The 17010-nt window shown below is 48.2% G+C and carries 15 protein-coding genes; 1 reads left to right on the top strand and 14 read right to left on the bottom strand.

Annotation, left to right across the window (positions count from 1 at the left end; genetic code table 11):
• Positions 1-3 precede the first annotated feature (3 nt).
• The 4 genes from lspA to murJ all read right to left on the bottom strand — a co-directional run bounded on the left by lspA (position 4) and on the right by murJ (position 5944).
• Positions 4-528 (bottom strand): signal peptidase II, encoded by a 525-nt coding sequence (gene lspA, locus EST55_RS00235; protein WP_129496102.1) that lies wholly within the window; start codon positions 526-528, stop codon positions 4-6.
• On the bottom strand, positions 521-3355 hold the full coding sequence (ileS, locus tag EST55_RS00230; protein ID WP_129496101.1) for an isoleucine--tRNA ligase: 2835 nt from the start codon (positions 3353-3355) through the stop codon (positions 521-523). Before ileS ends, lspA begins: the two co-directional genes overlap by 8 nt.
• 26 nt (positions 3356-3381) lie before the next feature.
• Entirely contained in the window at positions 3382-4320 is a 939-nt protein-coding gene (gene ribF / locus EST55_RS00225; RefSeq protein ID WP_129496100.1) for a bifunctional riboflavin kinase/FAD synthetase, read from the bottom strand.
• 61 nt (positions 4321-4381) lie between these two features.
• Entirely contained in the window at positions 4382-5944 is a 1563-nt protein-coding gene (gene murJ, locus EST55_RS00220) for a murein biosynthesis integral membrane protein MurJ (protein WP_129496099.1), read from the bottom strand.
• A gap of 191 nt (positions 5945-6135) precedes the next feature.
• On the opposite strand from murJ, the gene rpsT reads away from it, so the two are divergent.
• Positions 6136-6396, top strand: coding sequence for a 30S ribosomal protein S20 (gene rpsT, locus EST55_RS00215; protein WP_053952959.1), 261 nt, complete (start codon positions 6136-6138; stop codon positions 6394-6396).
• Positions 6397-6469: 73 nt separating this feature from the next.
• On the opposite strand, the gene EST55_RS00210 is transcribed toward rpsT, so the two are convergent.
• The 10 genes from EST55_RS00210 to flgH all read right to left on the bottom strand — a co-directional run bounded on the left by EST55_RS00210 (position 6470) and on the right by flgH (position 16999).
• Positions 6470-6766, bottom strand: a complete 297-nt coding sequence (locus EST55_RS00210) for a hypothetical protein (RefSeq protein WP_129496098.1) — start codon at positions 6764-6766, stop codon at positions 6470-6472.
• 1 nt (position 6767) lies between these two features.
• Entirely contained in the window at positions 6768-7190 is a 423-nt protein-coding gene (fliS, locus tag EST55_RS00205; RefSeq protein ID WP_129496097.1) for a flagellar export chaperone FliS, read from the bottom strand.
• A 16-nt stretch (positions 7191-7206) separates the two neighbouring features.
• Positions 7207-8595, bottom strand: a complete 1389-nt coding sequence (gene fliD, locus EST55_RS00200) for a flagellar filament capping protein FliD (protein WP_129496096.1) — start codon at positions 8593-8595, stop codon at positions 7207-7209.
• A gap of 13 nt (positions 8596-8608) precedes the next feature.
• Complete coding sequence (locus EST55_RS00195; RefSeq protein WP_129496095.1) at positions 8609-9010, bottom strand: flagellar protein FlaG; 402 nt, start codon at positions 9008-9010, stop codon at positions 8609-8611.
• A 207-nt stretch (positions 9011-9217) separates the two neighbouring features.
• Positions 9218-10657, bottom strand: a complete 1440-nt coding sequence (locus EST55_RS00190; RefSeq protein ID WP_129496094.1) for a flagellin — start codon at positions 10655-10657, stop codon at positions 9218-9220.
• A gap of 255 nt (positions 10658-10912) precedes the next feature.
• A complete protein-coding gene (gene flgL, locus EST55_RS00185) occupies positions 10913-12127 on the bottom strand; it encodes a flagellar hook-associated protein FlgL (RefSeq protein WP_129496093.1) in 1215 nt (404 codons plus the stop codon).
• 5 nt (positions 12128-12132) lie between these two features.
• The gene (gene flgK, locus EST55_RS00180; protein WP_129496092.1) at positions 12133-14148 is read right to left on the bottom strand and encodes a flagellar hook-associated protein FlgK; all 2016 of its coding nucleotides are present in this window, start codon (positions 14146-14148) and stop codon (positions 12133-12135) included.
• Between the two features lie 93 nt (positions 14149-14241).
• Positions 14242-15201: a flagellar assembly peptidoglycan hydrolase FlgJ gene (gene flgJ / locus EST55_RS00175; protein ID WP_129496091.1), complete on the bottom strand. Its 960-nt coding sequence runs from the start codon at positions 15199-15201 to the stop codon at positions 14242-14244.
• A gap of 12 nt (positions 15202-15213) precedes the next feature.
• A complete protein-coding gene (locus tag EST55_RS00170; RefSeq protein ID WP_129496090.1) occupies positions 15214-16314 on the bottom strand; it encodes a flagellar basal body P-ring protein FlgI in 1101 nt (366 codons plus the stop codon).
• Between the two features lie 10 nt (positions 16315-16324).
• A complete protein-coding gene (flgH, locus tag EST55_RS00165; RefSeq protein ID WP_100690579.1) occupies positions 16325-16999 on the bottom strand; it encodes a flagellar basal body L-ring protein FlgH in 675 nt (224 codons plus the stop codon).
• Positions 17000-17010 lie beyond the last annotated feature (11 nt).

The raw sequence follows: 17010 nt of genomic DNA, 5'->3' as shown, positions 1-17010 counted from the left end.
CCCCTACGACTTGTCACCGCCGTCTAATTTGTCACGACGGTTATCAAAAAAGGCTTCCAGCAGCATCAAAGCAGCGCCAATCGTTATCGCCATATCGGCAACGTTAAACGCAGGCCAGTGCCACCCTTGATAATGCACATCGAAAAAGTCGATGACATAACCGTACATCAAGCGATCAGCAACGTTGCCTATCGCTCCGGCTAGAATGAGCGCAAAAGCCAGGTTTTGGCGCCACAATCCAACTGGGTTACGGCGCATCCAAATAAGCAACACCACACTAATGGCAATCGCTATAGCCGTAAACAGCCAACGCTGCCAGCCACCACTGTCACTTAAGAAACTAAACGCAGCACCGTAATTGTGAACATAAGTGAAGTTGAACAAGCCCTCTATGACCACGCGACTTTCATACAACTCGAACTCACCGGCCACCCAAATTTTGGTGACTTGGTCAATCACGAACAGCAGCAGTGTCAGCCACAAAAAACGTAAGCCAGTGGCTCTTTTTGAGTATGCGAAATCAGGCAAAACGACGCTCCTCACCTTCACCATCAATATTGGTTACACAGCGCTGACACAAGTCATCGTGTTCTGGCAAAGTGCCAACTTCTTCACGATGATGCCAGCAGCGCTCACATTTTTTATAAGTACTCTGCTTAACTTCCACCGCCAGTGCCAGTTTCTCCGCTTTAACCGCGTTAGCTGGAGCGTTGTCCAGTGCGTCAACACGGGCTTCAGACGTCAGCAATGCAAAACGCAGTTCTTCACCTAAACGGTTCAGAGAGGTCGCCAGCTTATCATCGGCATATAAGGTTACTTCTGCCTGCAGCGAGCCGCCAATCACATCGTCACGACGCGACTGCTCCAGCGCTTGGTTAACGGTGTCACGTACGTCCAGCAGCTGCATCCAAAATTCGTTTTCGGTATCACTCACACCGGCAAACTCGCTAAAGCCTTCATACCAACTTTCGGTAAAGACATACTCGCCACGCTCGCCCGGCAATAAGCCCCAGATTTCCTGAGCCGTAAAGCTACAAATTGGGGCCATCCAACGAACCAACGCTTCGGCGATATGATGCAGTGCGGTCTGACATGAACGACGCGCCAATCCATCAGATTTAGCCGTATACTGGCGGTCTTTAATGATATCCAGATAGAAACTGCCCAGCTCAATTGAACAGAAGTGCATTAATTTTTGCACTACGCTGTGGAACTGGTAACTGTCATAAGCTTCCAGTAATTGTTTCTGTAAATCTGCAGCCCGACCGACAATCCAGCGATCCAGCTCGACCATATCGTCCATAGCAACGGTATCTTTTTTCGGGTCGAAGCCACTTAAGTTCGCTAACAAGAAGCGCGACGTATTACGAATACGGCGGTACGCATCAGCAGAGCGCTTCAGAATTTCATCCGATACCGTCATTTCACCCGAGTAGTCAGCCGAGGCGACCCACAGGCGCAGAATATCGCCACCCAGCTTGTTCATCACATCCTGAGGCGCAACCACGTTGCCCACTGACTTCGACATCTTGCGGCCTTGCGCATCAACGGTAAAGCCGTGTGTCAGAACTTGATGGTATGGCGCTTCGTCATACATGGCGACGCCTGTGACCAATGAGCTCTGGAACCAGCCACGGTGTTGATCCGACCCTTCAAGGTACAAGTCCGCAGGCCATTGCAAACCATCAAACTCACGCAGAACGCAATGGTGCGTGACGCCTGAGTCGAACCAAACGTCAAGCGTGTCGGTGACTTTTCGGTATTTATCCGCTTCTTCGCCGAGCAACGTCTCTGGCTCTAAGTCGAACCACGCCTGAACGCCATCTTTTTCAATCAGCTGTGCGACTTTTTCCATCAGCTCTAGCGTGTTCGGGTGCAACTCATCGGTTTCTCGGTTCACGAAAACCGCAATTGGGTTACCCCAGGTGCGCTGGCGGGAAATACACCAGTCCGGACGCCCTTCAACCATCGACTCAATACGGCTTTGCCCCCACTCAGGGAACCAACCCACTTTCTTAATTTGATCTAATGCGCCGGCACGCAAACCTTTTTTGTCCATGCTAATAAACCACTGCGGCGTCGCACGGAAAATAATCGGTGTTTTATGGCGCCAGCAATGCGGGTACGAGTGGTTGTAACTTTCTGCATGCATCAGGTTGCCAACTTCACGCAGCTTATCAACGATAGGCTCATTCGCTTTGAAGACATGCTGACCGGCAAATAGCGGCGTATCGTCTTTATACACACCGTTGTCACCAACTGGGTTGTACACTTCCAGCCCGTATCTCTGGCCCACTAAAAAGTCATCAACACCATGGCCCGGTGCCGTGTGGACACAGCCTGTACCGCTTTCAGTCGTAACGTGGTCGCCCAAAATAATCGGCACCTGTAAGTCAAACAACGGATGCTGAAGCTGCAGGCCTTCTAAATCTTTGCCTTTGCAGAAGCCCAACTTATGGTAATGCGCAATGTTCCAGCGCTCCATGCAGTCCGTTACCAAATCGTCAGCCAAAATAACGCGCTCTGCCGGCTGATCGCCGTCCGCTTCAATTTGCACCAACGTGTACTCGAGTCCCTCGGCCAAGGTTACGGCTCGGTTTGCTGGAATGGTCCACGGCGTGGTGGTCCAGATAACCATGCTGACATCACCTTCGCCTACATGCCCTTCCGGTGTACTGAAGCGCTCAACAGTTTGAGCCATAGCCGCAGCTGGCATACGAACATCAATGGCTGGTGAGTTTTTGTCTTTGTACTCAACTTCCGCTTCAGCCAATGCTGAGCCACAATCGGTACACCAATGCACCGGTTTAAAGCCTTGATGCAAATGGCCTTTATCAATAATTTTGGCCAATGCACGTACGCTGTCGGCTTCTTGCTTAAAATTCATGGTCAGGTACGGCTTGTCCCAGTCACCTAGTACGCCCAGGCGTTTGAAGTCAGTACGCTGTTGGTCAATCTGAGTTTGCGCGTATTCGCGGCATTTCTCACGAAACTGAGCTAAGTCGAGCTTTTTACCCGGTTTACCGTGCTTTTTCTCTACCTGTAGCTCAATAGGCAGTCCGTGGCAGTCCCAACCAGGCACATACGGCGCGTCAAAGTCGCTTAATGTTTTCGCTTTAACAATAACGTCTTTCAGAATTTTATTTACGGCGTGACCAATGTGAATCTGCCCGTTTGCGTAAGGAGGGCCGTCGTGCAGAATAAATTTCGGCTTGCCGTTTTTGGCTTCACGAATTTGACCGTAAAGGTCATCTTCATACCATTGCTCCAGCATTTTCGGCTCGCGTTGAGCCAAGTTGCCGCGCATTGGAAACGCTGTTTCCGGCAAGTTTAAGGTGTGTTTGTAATCACTCATTAGTCACTGTTTCCATTTCCGCATAGTTACTGACTCCGGCACGCTAAAGCATCGCGTGCGCGGGCGGCATCTTTTTCAATTTGTTCTTGTAAGTGCTGTAACGACGCAAAGCGTTGCTCATTACGCAGTTTAGCCACCGGAGTGACTGTTAAATTCTGACCGTACAGATTGCCTGAAAACTCAAACAAATGCACCTCTAGCTGCACTTCGTCGCCATTTAATGTGGGTCGAGTGCCCAAATTGGCCACCCCCGAATAGGTCTCTCCGCTTTGCTGATGTGCCGCCGTTACGGCAAACACCCCATGCAACGGGCTTTTAAGACGCTTTAATGGCACATTGGCGGTAGGAAAGCCAATCGTCCGGCCGTTCTTGCGACCATGAACCACTTTTCCCATCATTTGATACGGTCGGCCCAGCATTTGTTCGGCAAGCTCAAAGTCACCGTTATCCAGCGCCTGGCGAATAGCCGTGCTACTAACACGCTGCTGTTGTTGACGATAGCTGCGCGTATCGACCACTTCAAAGCCCAGCTTGTCGCCTTCTTTTTTCAGGAGCTCAAAGTCGCCCTCTCGCTTATAACCAAAACGAAAGTCGTCTCCCACTACCAGGAATTTTACGCCCAGCTTGTTAACCAACGTTTGCTCAATGAATTCCTGAGCCGGCTGGCTGGCGAACTTCTTATTAAACTCAATGACGATATGACGGTCGATATTCTGCGCTTTTAACGCTGTATATTTCTCGCGCCAATTAGTTAGGCGTGCCGGTGCTTGTTCAGGCTGAAACAACTCTTGCGGCTGCGGCTCGAAGGTCATAACAGCTGACGGAACGCCAAGCCGCTTCGCTTTCTCACGAACCTGAGCCAGCACCGCCTGATGGCCCAAATGCACGCCATCGAAGTTACCGATGGTCAGCACGCAGCCATTGTGTTCATCTCGTAAGTTGTGAGTACCGCGAATCAGTTCCATGCCCGAACCGTCTTAAGGTCGTTTGAGAAAGTCGCGATTATAACCGATAACCGCATGATAATCAGTACTCGCGAGCACGGAAATGTCGTGGCCGCATGCCGCTGACCAGCAACGTCGCTAAATAGGCAGCCACGCCAGCACCTATCATTTGTGCCAAGAGCCACGGCCGCTCTACTAAACTACTTTGTTGCCATGCTGTTTCGTCCGGGTTTAGCCATAGAATAATGCCTATCATGACTGCCGTTGCCAAAATAACCTGAGCAATAAAACGCCAAGTGCCTGGCTGCGCTTTTAAAACGCCTTCTTTATATAGAGTAAAGCCTAACAGGCCAGCGTTAATAGCCGCGGACGCCGCCGTTGCCATTGCCAAGCCTACATAGCTGAAGGGAATGGCCAGCGCGACGTTAAACACCATATTCGAAACCATGGCAATAATGCCAAATTTTACCGGGCGCTTGGTGTCTTGCCGCGAGTAAAAGCCCGTTGCCAGCACTTTTACCAACATAAAGCTGACCAAGCCGGTTGCATACGCCATTAAGCTATAAGACGCCATGCGCGCGTCTTCCGGGCTGAATGCGCCGTGCATAAAGAGCACCATCAGCATAGGTTCGGCAAGCACAAACAGTCCCGCCATAGCCGGTACACCTAATAGCAGCACCATACGAACCCCCCAGTCCAAAGTGGCGCTGAAGTTTTGTGTGGACTTATCAACATGGCGCGAAGAAAGCGCAGGCAGTATGACCGTGGCTATGGCGATACCGAAGAGCCCCAGTGGAAATTCCAAAAGCCGGTCAGAGTAATACAACCAACTGATAGAGCCGGTCATTAAGAAGCTGGCTATGAGTGTATCGAGTAACAGATTAATTTGGCTCACCGAAACCCCAAAAATAGCCGGCAGCATCAGTTTGCGAATTTTGGTCACGCCCGGGTCTTTCCACCCCCACTTAGGTTTCACCAACAGTCCGGCTTTTTTCAAAAACGGAATTTGGAACAGTAGCTGGATTAAACCACCGAAGAATACACCCCACGCAAGTCCGTATTCCGGTTGCTCCATATTGGGTGCGAGCCAAATGGCGGCAGAAATAATCGCGATGTTTAAAAACACCGGGGTAAATGCCGCGACCGCGAATTTCCCAAGCGTGTTGAGAATGGCGCCCGCCATGGCGGTAAAAGTGATGAACCATAAATACGGGAAGGTAATACGAAGCAAGTCGCTAGCCAGCACAAACTTATGACCCTGCGGCCCGTCGTGCCACCAATCCAGGAACCAGCCCATACCAAACAGCGCCGTGACAATGGGCGAAGCTATAACGCCGAATAACGTGACTACGGTAATAATAGTGCCCAGCGTACCCGACACCCTCGCTATTAAGAGTTGTTGCTCTGGCAGCTCTTTTCCTTGCTTGTATTCTGTGAGTACCGGCACAAACGCTTGTGCAAAGGCACCTTCGGCAAACAGACGCCGGAGGAAGTTAGGGATTTTATTGGCGAAAAAGAATACGTCCGCTGCCGCACCCGCACCCATTAGGTTGGCAATGACGACATCGCGCACTAAGCCCAAAACCCGCGAAATAAGGGTCATGAAGCTTACGATGAAACCGGAGCGGAGCAAGGCTTTCGACACGTTTTTCGTCCCTGAGTTATTGAGTTAACATTGCAGCTGAGTAAGGATTGTACGTCGACAATGAAAGCTTGTCAGCAAAGAGTCCGAAAAGCTATTTTTTCTTGCCTCAGCTGTTGACTTTTGCGGCAAAAACGGCATAATCGCCAACCTTTATAAGAGAAGCGTTCTGTTAATGAATTTAGGAGTTCACCTTGGCTAACATTAAGTCTGCTAAAAAGCGTGCGATTCAGGCCGAGAAAAATCGCCGCCACAATGCAAGCCGTCGTTCAATGATGCGTACATACCTTAAACGTGTAAACGCAGCCATTGAAAGCAAAGATAAAGAAGCAGCAAACGCTGCAATGAAAGACGTAACCCCAATGCTGGATCGTTACGCGACTAAAGGTCTTATCAGCAAAAACAAAGCGGCACGTCATAAGAGCCGGTTGAACGCTAAGATCCAAGCACTGTAAAGAAATTTACTAACCTAGGCTTTTAGCGTAGGGAAAGAAAAGCCGATCATGATTCGTTCATTGGTCGGTTTTTTTATTTGGTATACGCTCGAACGCCTTTTTTACTTTTACCTATTTTGGTAATCGCTGCGCCGGTTTCTTCTAGGACTTGTTCTAGCTCTGGTTGTACTTCATTTAAGTAGTTATCAACTTCGGCAACAACAGTCACCCATTCGCGGGACTCTGTCCAGTCGTCAGGTAACCGCTCTAGAAAGGAAAGTATTTTAGGTAGAGTATCAGCGGCAGACTCATACTCTGAGTCTGCTACTTGTTGTTTTAGCTGCTCGTGGAGCTCATTCAATTGTTCAGGTGAGCGCGTCTCTTCAGACAAGTTAAGCTCCAGCTGCCTGCTGCATTTGGTTCATAGCAACGTCACGCTGGTCGGCAGGAATTTGGTCCCACGCGCCTTTAATATCAATCATTAAGCGTGCTACTTCGTCAATTGCCTCAACATCCAACTCAATTGAGGCGTCGGCAATACGTGTGCTCATATACATATACAGCTCGCGTAAATTACCGGTAGCTTCAGCGCCCGCAGTGTCATCCAGGCTGTAACGCAGAGAGTCAACAATAGCCTGCGCTTTACTTAAATAAAGGCTCTTTTTCTCGAGGTCTTTACGCTGAATCGCTCCTTTGGCGTAATTCAGGTTCTCTAACACCCCCGCCATCAGCATTTGCACCAACTGATAGGGGTCTGCACCCGCAACTCGGGTTTCTAGCGAGCCTTTAGTGTAGCCTTTAAGCTTCATATTCATACGTAATTACCTCGAATTAATCATTGTCCCGAGTAAAACCCGGAAGGTTTGCAAGCTGGGCACTCACATAGTTGCCTCTGTCACGTAACTGGCCAACTAATGAATCCAGTGCTTGATATTTTGAGCGCAGAGTTTCTTCCATTGACTCCATACGCAACTGCAATGACTCACGACTTTCAGCAACACGGTCTAAACTGTCATTGATAGAGTCCCTCCGCAACTGCAAAGAGCCACCGGCACCAACATAACCATCAAGGAAAGTTTCCATACGGGACGCCATACCGCTTTCACCACCAATTACATTTTGCAATGCCGATGGATTAGCCGCGAGAACATCCTTAACGTTAGTGACTGGGTTCTCTTGTTGTAGACGGCCATCGTTGTCTAAACCGAAACCTAAATCAAACAAGGTTTGTCCTTCACCAAATGTACTGGTCAGCACATTGTTTAATTGGCTTTTCAAGCTACGAACTGTTGCATCGCCCTGTAACATGCTGTCTTCACCACCAATTTCACTCAGTAGGTCAACCGTACTATTATAAGCTTTTACAAAAGTATCTATAGATGACTTAACACCTGCATCGTCACGCGCTATAGAGAGCTGTGCCTTTTCAGCGCCTTCCGACTCTTTCAGCGCGGTAATGGTCGAGCCTTGGATGACATCGGTAAAGGTATTGGTATCGTTGGTAGCCTGAATGCCATCGATCTCAATAATAGCGTCAGTGGCTTGGTCTTTAGCGGCTATCGTCATGCCGCCAGCACCACCGCCATTGGCTTGAGTTGAAATAGCGTCAAATTCAGCATTGTCATTAGTAACGGTTAAGTCGTTACCTGCACCACTGACACTTGAACGAAAAACTAACTTCGCTTCTGTTCCGGTATTAATAATGTCCGCTGTAACGCCAAAGTTGTCCTCAGATGAGTTGACCGCCTTACGGATATCTTCAAGCGTTGAGCCCGCTTCAATATTTAATGTAAAACTCTCATCACCAGCACCAAAGGTTAACGAACCCGCGTTGGTGTTAACTTGATCATCCGCACTGACAAATGCCCCATCTGCAGACACGGCGCGACTGCCTTTCGCTAATTGCTGAACAAATAGTTCAAAGTCACCTGCACTCGCATCCTCAGAGCTTTCAACACTAACAACATCGCCAGAGTCAGGTTGAGTGACTGAGGCCTTCATAGCGCTAAACAAGCTGCCTTCAGTCAGTTTCTCTGCACTTTCCTGGAGCTTTGATAATGCTGAGCGCATTTCACCAACAGCCGACAGCTCCACCTGCAGACGCCCCTCTTGCTGATTCAGACGGTTCTGTTTAGGAACGCGCTCTGCTTCAAGCGTCGCTTTAATGATGCCCTCAAGGTCTAAACCTGAACGGGCACCCGTTGATGAAATTAATGGCATATCAACACCTCACTTAAATCTGGTTGTCGAATAAAAATCCCATCCGACTGTTCTCGTTATCGGCCATTTCCTCAATAGCTTTAGATAACTTCACAACCAATTCTGACGGAATTTGACGAATCATTTCACCGTTGTCAGTATCAATAACCTTAACCACCGGTGGCTCGCCTTTTTCGTCAAACACAAATTGCAGACTGGTGTTTCGTATCGTTGATGATTTATTCATCTCCTCAACCGTCTCTGCAATACTTTCATTACCTGCCTGCTTTTCCACTTTATCAGCGGTGCGTTCCTGAACCTGGCTGACTGCGTCCATGACCTTTTGATCCTGCGGCCGTTCTGCCTTGTTCGATGAACCACCCGCTGCACTACTTAAGGGACTTAACGCGCGGCTTTCAACTGACATGTCTGCCATAATACTCACCTTTACCTTAGTTACCGTGCAGTTTAGCACTAAAACAATTATCCATGTATGTTATCGGTAAGCCATGCTGAAAACTTTAGCGTTTAACTGAAGTTTTTTTAAGCGGTATCGATTTTATTGTTAAATCGTTGAATTACAAGCATAAAAAAACCGGAGCAAAAGCTCCGGTTTTTAGTAACGGTTGAGCTAGTTGAGCTATTAGCCCAGTAACTGCAGAGCCGCCTGTGGACGCTGGTTCGCCTGTGCCAAGATTGTCTGTGAAGCCTGCTGCAAGATCTGAGCCTGAGTCAGTTTCGCAGTTTCAGCCGCAAAGTCAGCATCTTTGATTCGAGACTTCGCACCTTCCAGGTTCTCAGCGATGTTCGATTGGTTACGAATAGTCGCTTGGAAACGGTTCTGAACCGCACCTAAGTCTGCGCGCTGAGCATCAATGCGAGAAATAGCCGCATCGATAGTTTTTAGCGCATCCTGAGACCCTTCATAAGTCGAAATGTCAATCTGACCCACTTCAGACAATGAACCTGATGTTGCATTGAGGGCATCACCGATATCAGTACCACCACCGTTGTCAGTGACTGCAAAGTCATTGCTAGACGACAGTTCTAATTGAGCATCTACAACGCCCGCATTATTTGCGGTTGAAAAGTCAACAGTTGTTCCAGCTAAATCTACTGAACCAGTGTCAGTAGCACCAGCAGAAACTTTTATACCTTTTACATTTTCTGCTGTAATTTCTAATGAGCCATCATCTTTTATCTCATTACGGATGCCTGACTTACCGAGGTCTTCAGATAACTTACTCAGGTCACCACCATAAGCTTCTAGACTAAACGTCTTATCACCTATTTCAAGTGTACCAGTTGCATCATTTGTCAAGTTAGACAAAGTTGCAGTCACACTTGTTTTAGCTGTAACACCTGACTCAGCAGATTTTGTGTTAATTGTTTCAGATATATCCGTAATAGTAGTAGCTGCATTGCTGTATGTATAATCTGCAGTGCCTTCTGAGCCTTGGATAGAGAAATCTAAGGTATTTGTAGAGGTGTCCACTGAAGTATAGTCTTGGTTAGCCGCTACTGTTGCACTTGATGAATCAAAAGTAGTAGACGCCCCTTTGACATCATAGCTACCTATTGCATCTGCAGACATATTACCTAACTGAACAGAGATTGTTTCATTGGCATTTGCACCAACTTGATACTGTTCTGTACCAAATGAACCATCAAGCAAGTTTTTACCACCAAAGCTTGTTGTTTCCGCAATACGAGTTAGTTCTTGTTGCAAATTACCAATTTCTTTCTGCAGCGCAGCACGATCCGCGTCAGAATTCGAGCCGTTCGCCGATTGAATAGAAAGGGTACGCATACGCTGTAAGATATTCGTCGACTCGTCCAGTGCACCCTCGGCAGTTTGAGCCATTGAAATACCGTCGTTTGCATTACGGTTACCTTGGTTCAAACCGTTGATTTGAGAACCCAAACGGTTTGAGATTTGTAAGCCTGCAGCGTCATCTGCAGCACTGTTGATACGGAAGCCTGACGACAAACGTTCGAATGCTTGGTCAAGCGAGTTACCTGAGCTGATCAGCTGACGCTGTGCGTTCAATGAGCTGACGTTAGTGTTTACATATAATGGCATAATAATGCTCCTCAGTTTTCTGGCCTAAGCTTGGATTCAATCGTTGTTGCCAAGCTGGAGGAATGTTTCGGCTTCGTGTTTCGCCTGGTTAAATTTTCCTCTCACAAAGGGTATCGGCAGGGGTTTGGGGAGCTTTAGTATTTTTTTGAAAAAATTTGAAGTTTTTATGGCGGGAAAAATTACAGTTCACATAACGCTCTAACACCCCACCTGACGCAATAGCGTCAGGCTACACCATATAACGGAAACGATGGACTATAGGTAATCGAATAAGCTTAGACGACTTACACGAGTAAATACTTGTTGGGCGGCTGAGTAAATGGTTTCGTTTTTGACTAAATCGGTTACCGCTTCTGAGTAATCAACGTCGGAGATATCAGCGCGTGCCTTTTTATTCACTATTTCAATGTCAGCGTTACTGAGTTTAGCGTTATCCATCACATTCAAACGCGCACCTACAGAAGCCTGAGTATCAGTTAAATCGCTTATAACGGTATTAAAGTCATCTAGCGCAAAAGCAATTTCGCTTTCATGGAAGCCTTTGTTTTCAGGACCCGACTCTTCTAGTGCGGTCGCTAAGTCTCTAATTTGCGTTAACAAGTTACGCGACACCGGCTCACCAATAGAATAGCTAAACGAATCACCAGCGGCTGGCATATTGTCAGGGTTAAGTTCCAGTGTCATCCCGTTGTATTCGACTTTGCCGTCCGTTACGGTTCCGGTCACTACTGGGTTAACGCCGTCATCAATTTCATAAGTGTCCGGTCCGGTAAAGTTAACCGTGAAATCAGTCGGGTCACCAGCATCAATACGTGCTTCCGTATCCGCGATTAACGCATCACGATTGGTAACTTCCACTTTCTCAATAAAATTATTACCACCAGTTAATTCAAAGTCGACGCGCTTAGACACATTAGAGAACGCTCGACTGCCCGGGTCATTTGCCGGTAGATACAACGTCGGCGACAACTGAATTGTGCGTTGTCCCTGATCGCCAACATATTCGTAGGCCTGAGTAGTATCATTAAACTCCATCGGTTGGGTACGATTTTGATAGCCCGCAAATATATATTCGCCCGATTCATCTTGCGCGTTGGTTAAGTCAAAAATGGAGGTTTCCAAATTACGCAGTTCCGAAGCTAAAGCCTTTCGGTTAGTTTGATCATAGCTACCGTTACCCGCTTGCACAGCTAAAGTCCGCGCGCGTTGAACCGCATCAGTAATACTACTAATGACACTCTCCTCACGGCGCAGGTTATTCTCTAGCGTGACCGAGTTACGCTCGAACTGTTCGTTCTGGCCAATTTTTTCATTCAACGCCAGTACCTGCGAATTACCAATAGGGTCATCTGCAGGACTTAAAATTTTTGTCTGCTTAGTCAGCATTAACTGAATTTTATCCAGCCGACTCTGTGAGGTTTGTAAGCTGTCCAGCCCACGCTGGAAAAATAAGTTAGTACTTAGTCGCATAATTCTTACCTCAATGACGTCAGCAAGGTGTCAAAAATAGTCTGTGATGTCGTAATAATTCGGGCCGACGCTGTGTACGCTTGCTGATACTGAATAAGGTTCGCCGCTTCTTCTTCCAGATTCACACCGGCTTGCGAGTCATACAACGTTTCTGTTTGTGACTTTATGGCTTCAGCAGAGTCTCGTAATACCCGATTTTGGCTCACTCGGCTGCCCACGTCCGACACTAAGCGACCGTAACTCTCGTTAAAGGTCATAGTCGGCTCTGCTTCTTCGCCGCCAGAGCGGCGGACGAGTTGTTGACGCTGCAAGTCAGCCATTGCCTGGCCGTTACTGTTGTCATCAAAACCATTGGTGTTGTATTCAATCAAATACTCATCACCTACAGCGGGTTCACCATTAATGTCTATTTCGTAATCAGGATCGGCTAAGCCTGCTTGGTCTAAAATGCCGTTTAGATCCGTTGTACCCGTAATGGTGCCTAAACTGGTGCCGTCTTTAGCGAAAACTTCCAAGTCATAAGCGTTGCCCGTCTGCCCTGTGACTTCGATACGGGCTGGGGCTCCGGGCAGTAGAGTATTGTTTGCCGTGTCGAAATAATCATCCGGTGTATTAATCGCCGCTATTTCAATACCAGCCGCACCTTGGTTATCCATACCATCTTTCACCCGAATAGGATTCGCTAATGCAATGTCTTCTGGGCGGCGAATGGCCAAGCTAATCTCTGATGCTGCGCGGTCAGCCGGTTTCGCCAGGAACTGGTCACCTGCGTTCGCTGCGCCAGTTAAATCTAACGAAATACCCAGCTCACTAATATCAATAGTTCCCGGCGACGCTTGCGTCACCGTAATTGTATCCGCACCACTTACAACCGAACCATCTTCATTAACCGGTACTATTTCGTATTCGTCTGGGTTCCCCGTTTTAGTAATACGTAAGTTTTCCGACGGAAATGACTTACTGTCCCCTTCCAAAATGCGCACGGTCATTTCACCTGTGCCGGTGTTGTCGGCGTACTGTAACGCTTGCGACTCAGTTTGTGACAAGTCGAATATTTTGCGCCCTAATTGATTGTCTAAGTCCATACCCTTTTGGTTTTGAGTGTTCATGGAATCAGCGATACGAACAGCAAGTTGTCCTAACCTTTTCTGGGTTGGCACTAGCACTTCATCGCGATACTCAAGATAACCACCTATCGAGCCGCCAATCTCGCCAGTAGGCACATAGAACTCGCTGACACTACCACCGCTGTGCTCTTTTTTTAGCACCATTTCCAAACGTTCGGTATCGGGGTTGCTTTTCATAGCAACGGCATTAAAGCGACCATTCTCCAGTACTATAGGCTGGCCGTTTTTCAAGTTAACACTTACTGCACCGCTTTTTTGCTCTACGGTACTGAATTCTACTAACTCAGCCAACTCTCTTAATTGCTCATCGCGCTTATTCAATAATGCGTTCAAGTCGCCATTATCGTTATTTTTTCCCGCAGAGTTTTGGATTTTTGAATTCAACTCAGCCAGGTTCTTTGAAATTGAGTTAATTCTATCTGTTGATAACGTCAGACGGTCGTTGATGATGCCTTTTTGATCATTTAAGTACTGCGAGAAATCATTGAACTTCGTGACCATAGCATCAGCTTCTGCTAATACTAGCTGACGAGCGGTCACTGACCCTGGGTCGTTATTCGCGTCTTGCAGTGTGTTGAAAAAGCTTTCTACTGACGAAGCGACGTTTGTAGTGCTATCACCTAACAGAGTATCTAATTGCTCAGCCTGCTCTAAATTAGCTTCGTAGTAACTGACGTTTGAAATATCATTTCGTAACTGGCGATTGGCAAATTCATCGATCATGCGCTGCACACGCAGGCGCTCCAAGCCGCCGTACTCGCTTTCCATATACTCGGTGCGTTCACGAACGTAGCTCGGAGTGTTTGTATTATTAATGTTTTTACCGGTAATTTGCAGGCTCTGTTGATGAGCCAGTATGCCGTTCTTACCGATATTTAATAAGTCAAAACTCATCGATGTCTCTCCAGTAACTCTGTGCCCTGTATCGGCACTGAGTAAATAATGTTTAGTTTAGGCGGCAATTTTTTGCCGCCCATTGCAGACGATTTAAATTGCTTTGTCCGCAAATGCCGGGTTATTTAACACCGACTGAATTTTCTGTGCGTATTTAGGATCTGTCGCATAGCCCGCTGACTGCAGGGCCTCAGCATACTTTGCGGGGTCGTCAGCCACTTCCAGCGCCTGCTGGTAACGCGGATGCCCTTTTATAAAATCAACATAGTCCTGCAAGCTCTGTTCCACGTTAGAGTATGAGCGAAAAGCGGCGCGCTCTTTGCGGGCAACATCACCGTCAAACTCCAGTGTACTGACATGAGATTTCTCCCCTGCCCAACGCTGGTCGGCTTTTATATTGAATAAGTTATTACTTGAGCCGCCATGGCGCCCCGGTACTAATCGCTTACCCCATCCGGTTTCCAGGGCTGCTTGAGCAATAAGTGCGTTCGGGTTCAGCCCTTCCTGTTTCGCTATTTTCTCGGCATGCGGTTTAAGCGCTGCGACAAAACTCTCGGGGCTGTTAAACCGCGCTTCACCATCACTTAACTTAGCGGTATTAACACGCTTATTGCCGTAATAAAGTCCTGCGTCTATACCACCATGTTCACTCAGACGCTCCGCTCTATTTTTCATGCGCGGATCATCTAAGTTCGCTCCGGAGCGGTTCTGATGTCCATACTGGTAGCTGTCGTCACCGCCAAGCTGCTTGACCATAAGTTCGGCCAAACCCAGCGAGCCTTGACTGGACAACTCCGACGTCAGCTGCTGGTCGTACATATCGCGGTACATCTTGGTGTAGCGACTGTCCAGCATGTTACCTTCTTCGAACACGGCGTTGGCTTTGCGCATGCTGCCCATGACCATATTCAGGAAAATAGCTTCAAACTGCTGCGCCGCCTCCATTAAGGCTTGTTTGTCATCCGGGTTAAACGCACGCTCACGCAAGCCATTCAGGCTGTGCGTGTCCATGGCTAATTCAGCTTGTTTGAATTGTGCGTTTGAGCTTGTCATATCAGCCTCGGCTTAAATAACAATGAGTTCGCCGCTGAGCGCGCCAGCTTGTTTCAACGCTTCTAATACGGCAATAATGTCGCCTGGTGCCGCACCAATTTGATTCACAGCACGAACCAGGTCATTCAATGTTGTGCCCGGCTGGAATACAAACATACGAGCATCGTCCTGATTCACGTCGATAATCGACTGCGGTGTCACCACAGTTTCACCGTCGCCAAACGGATTCGGTTGGTCGACGTTGACGTTTTCAGAAATCGTCACCTGCATATTGCCATGCGCAACGGCCGCTGGTCTTAACTCGACGTTTTGACCGACGACAATAGTGCCGGTTCGCGAGTTCACGATGACTTTCGCAGCGGTCTCTGCCGGCTCCACCTCTAAATTCTCAAGTGTGGACATATAACTAACACGCTGGTTTAAATCCCGTGGTGCGCGAACACGAACCGAAGTCGCATCGACAGCTTGTGCCGCTCCCTGGCCCACCAGACTGTTAATGGTCTGTGCCATACGCTTAGCGGTTGTAAAATCGGACTCATGTAAATTAAAGGTAAAGTAGTCTGACGAGCCAAAAGACGTACGCACTTCTCGCTCAACAATACCGCCGCCGGGAATACGACCAACTGTTGGCGTATTAATTACAATACGGGAACCGTCGTTACCTTCAGCCCCCAGGCCACCGACAATAAGGTTGCCTTGAGCGACAGCGTAGACTTCACCATTCGCACCTTTTAAGAAGGTTTGCAGCAAAGTACCACCCGTTAGGCTGTCGGCACTGCCCACTGAGGACACTGTCACGTCAATTTTCTGACCCGGCTTTGCGAACGCCGGCAAGTCAGCGTGCACAGCAACCGCTGCCACATTATCGATTTTTGGGCGCTCACCTGCCGGAATGTTAATACCAAAGTTACCTAACATGGTCCGGAAGGTTTGGTCAGTAAACGGCGTTTGCTCACCCGTTCCAGGTAAGCCTACGACTAAACCGTAGCCAATTAACTGGTTAGAACGAATGCCCTGAACCGATGCAATGTCTTTAATACGCGATGCCTGCACAGGCGCAACCAGCATCGAGACTAAACACAGAGTTAAGGTAATCAGTCGTATCATTTTCATGTCCAACTCCTTAGAACGGCCAAATTGGACTGTTAAAGAAACGCGTTAACCAACCTTGCTCCTGCACTTGCGCAAGGCTACCCGTACCTGAGTATTCAATGCGCGCATTGGCAACACGAGTCGATGGAATTTGATTAGCAGCTGTGATGTCTTGCGGGCGAATCATGCCGGTTAAACGAATGTACTCGTCGCCGGTATTAATACGCATCCATTTCTCACCACGCACAATTAAGTTGCCGTTCGGCAGTACTTTTATAACCGTCACGGTAATTTCACCGGTAAGTTGATTGCTTTGGTCCGAACTGGCGTCGCCATTAAAGTCCCGCGTTCCGTTAATGCCGGCAGACAACGGGTTGCCTCCAACGGTAATATCCCGTCCGAACATGGTGGGCGCACCAAGTTCTGCCGTACTTTCTTTCGAGGTTTCGGTGGTCGCAGTTTTACTGGCGGTTGTCCGTTCCTGCAGGGTCACCGTAATAATATCGCCAAGCCGACGCGCTTTGATATCCGAATACAGGTTGTCTGCGTAAGCGTCCTGAAATAGCGACCCAGTTGGCACGACCGGCTGTGCACGTTCTTCCGGCAATACCGGTGCGTAATACGGGTCGTCCGGCATTGGCTTATGCGGTGAACTTGCACAGCCTGTCACCGCTAAAATTGCTAAAGTTGCTAAAAAGTAACGCATCACAGCCACCT

The organism is Idiomarina sp. 29L, from assembly GCF_004123135.1.
Classification (GTDB): Bacteria; Pseudomonadota; Gammaproteobacteria; order Enterobacterales; family Alteromonadaceae; genus Idiomarina.
Note: the sequence above shows the minus strand (reverse complement) of the source record. Positions and strands in the feature narration are given on the sequence as shown.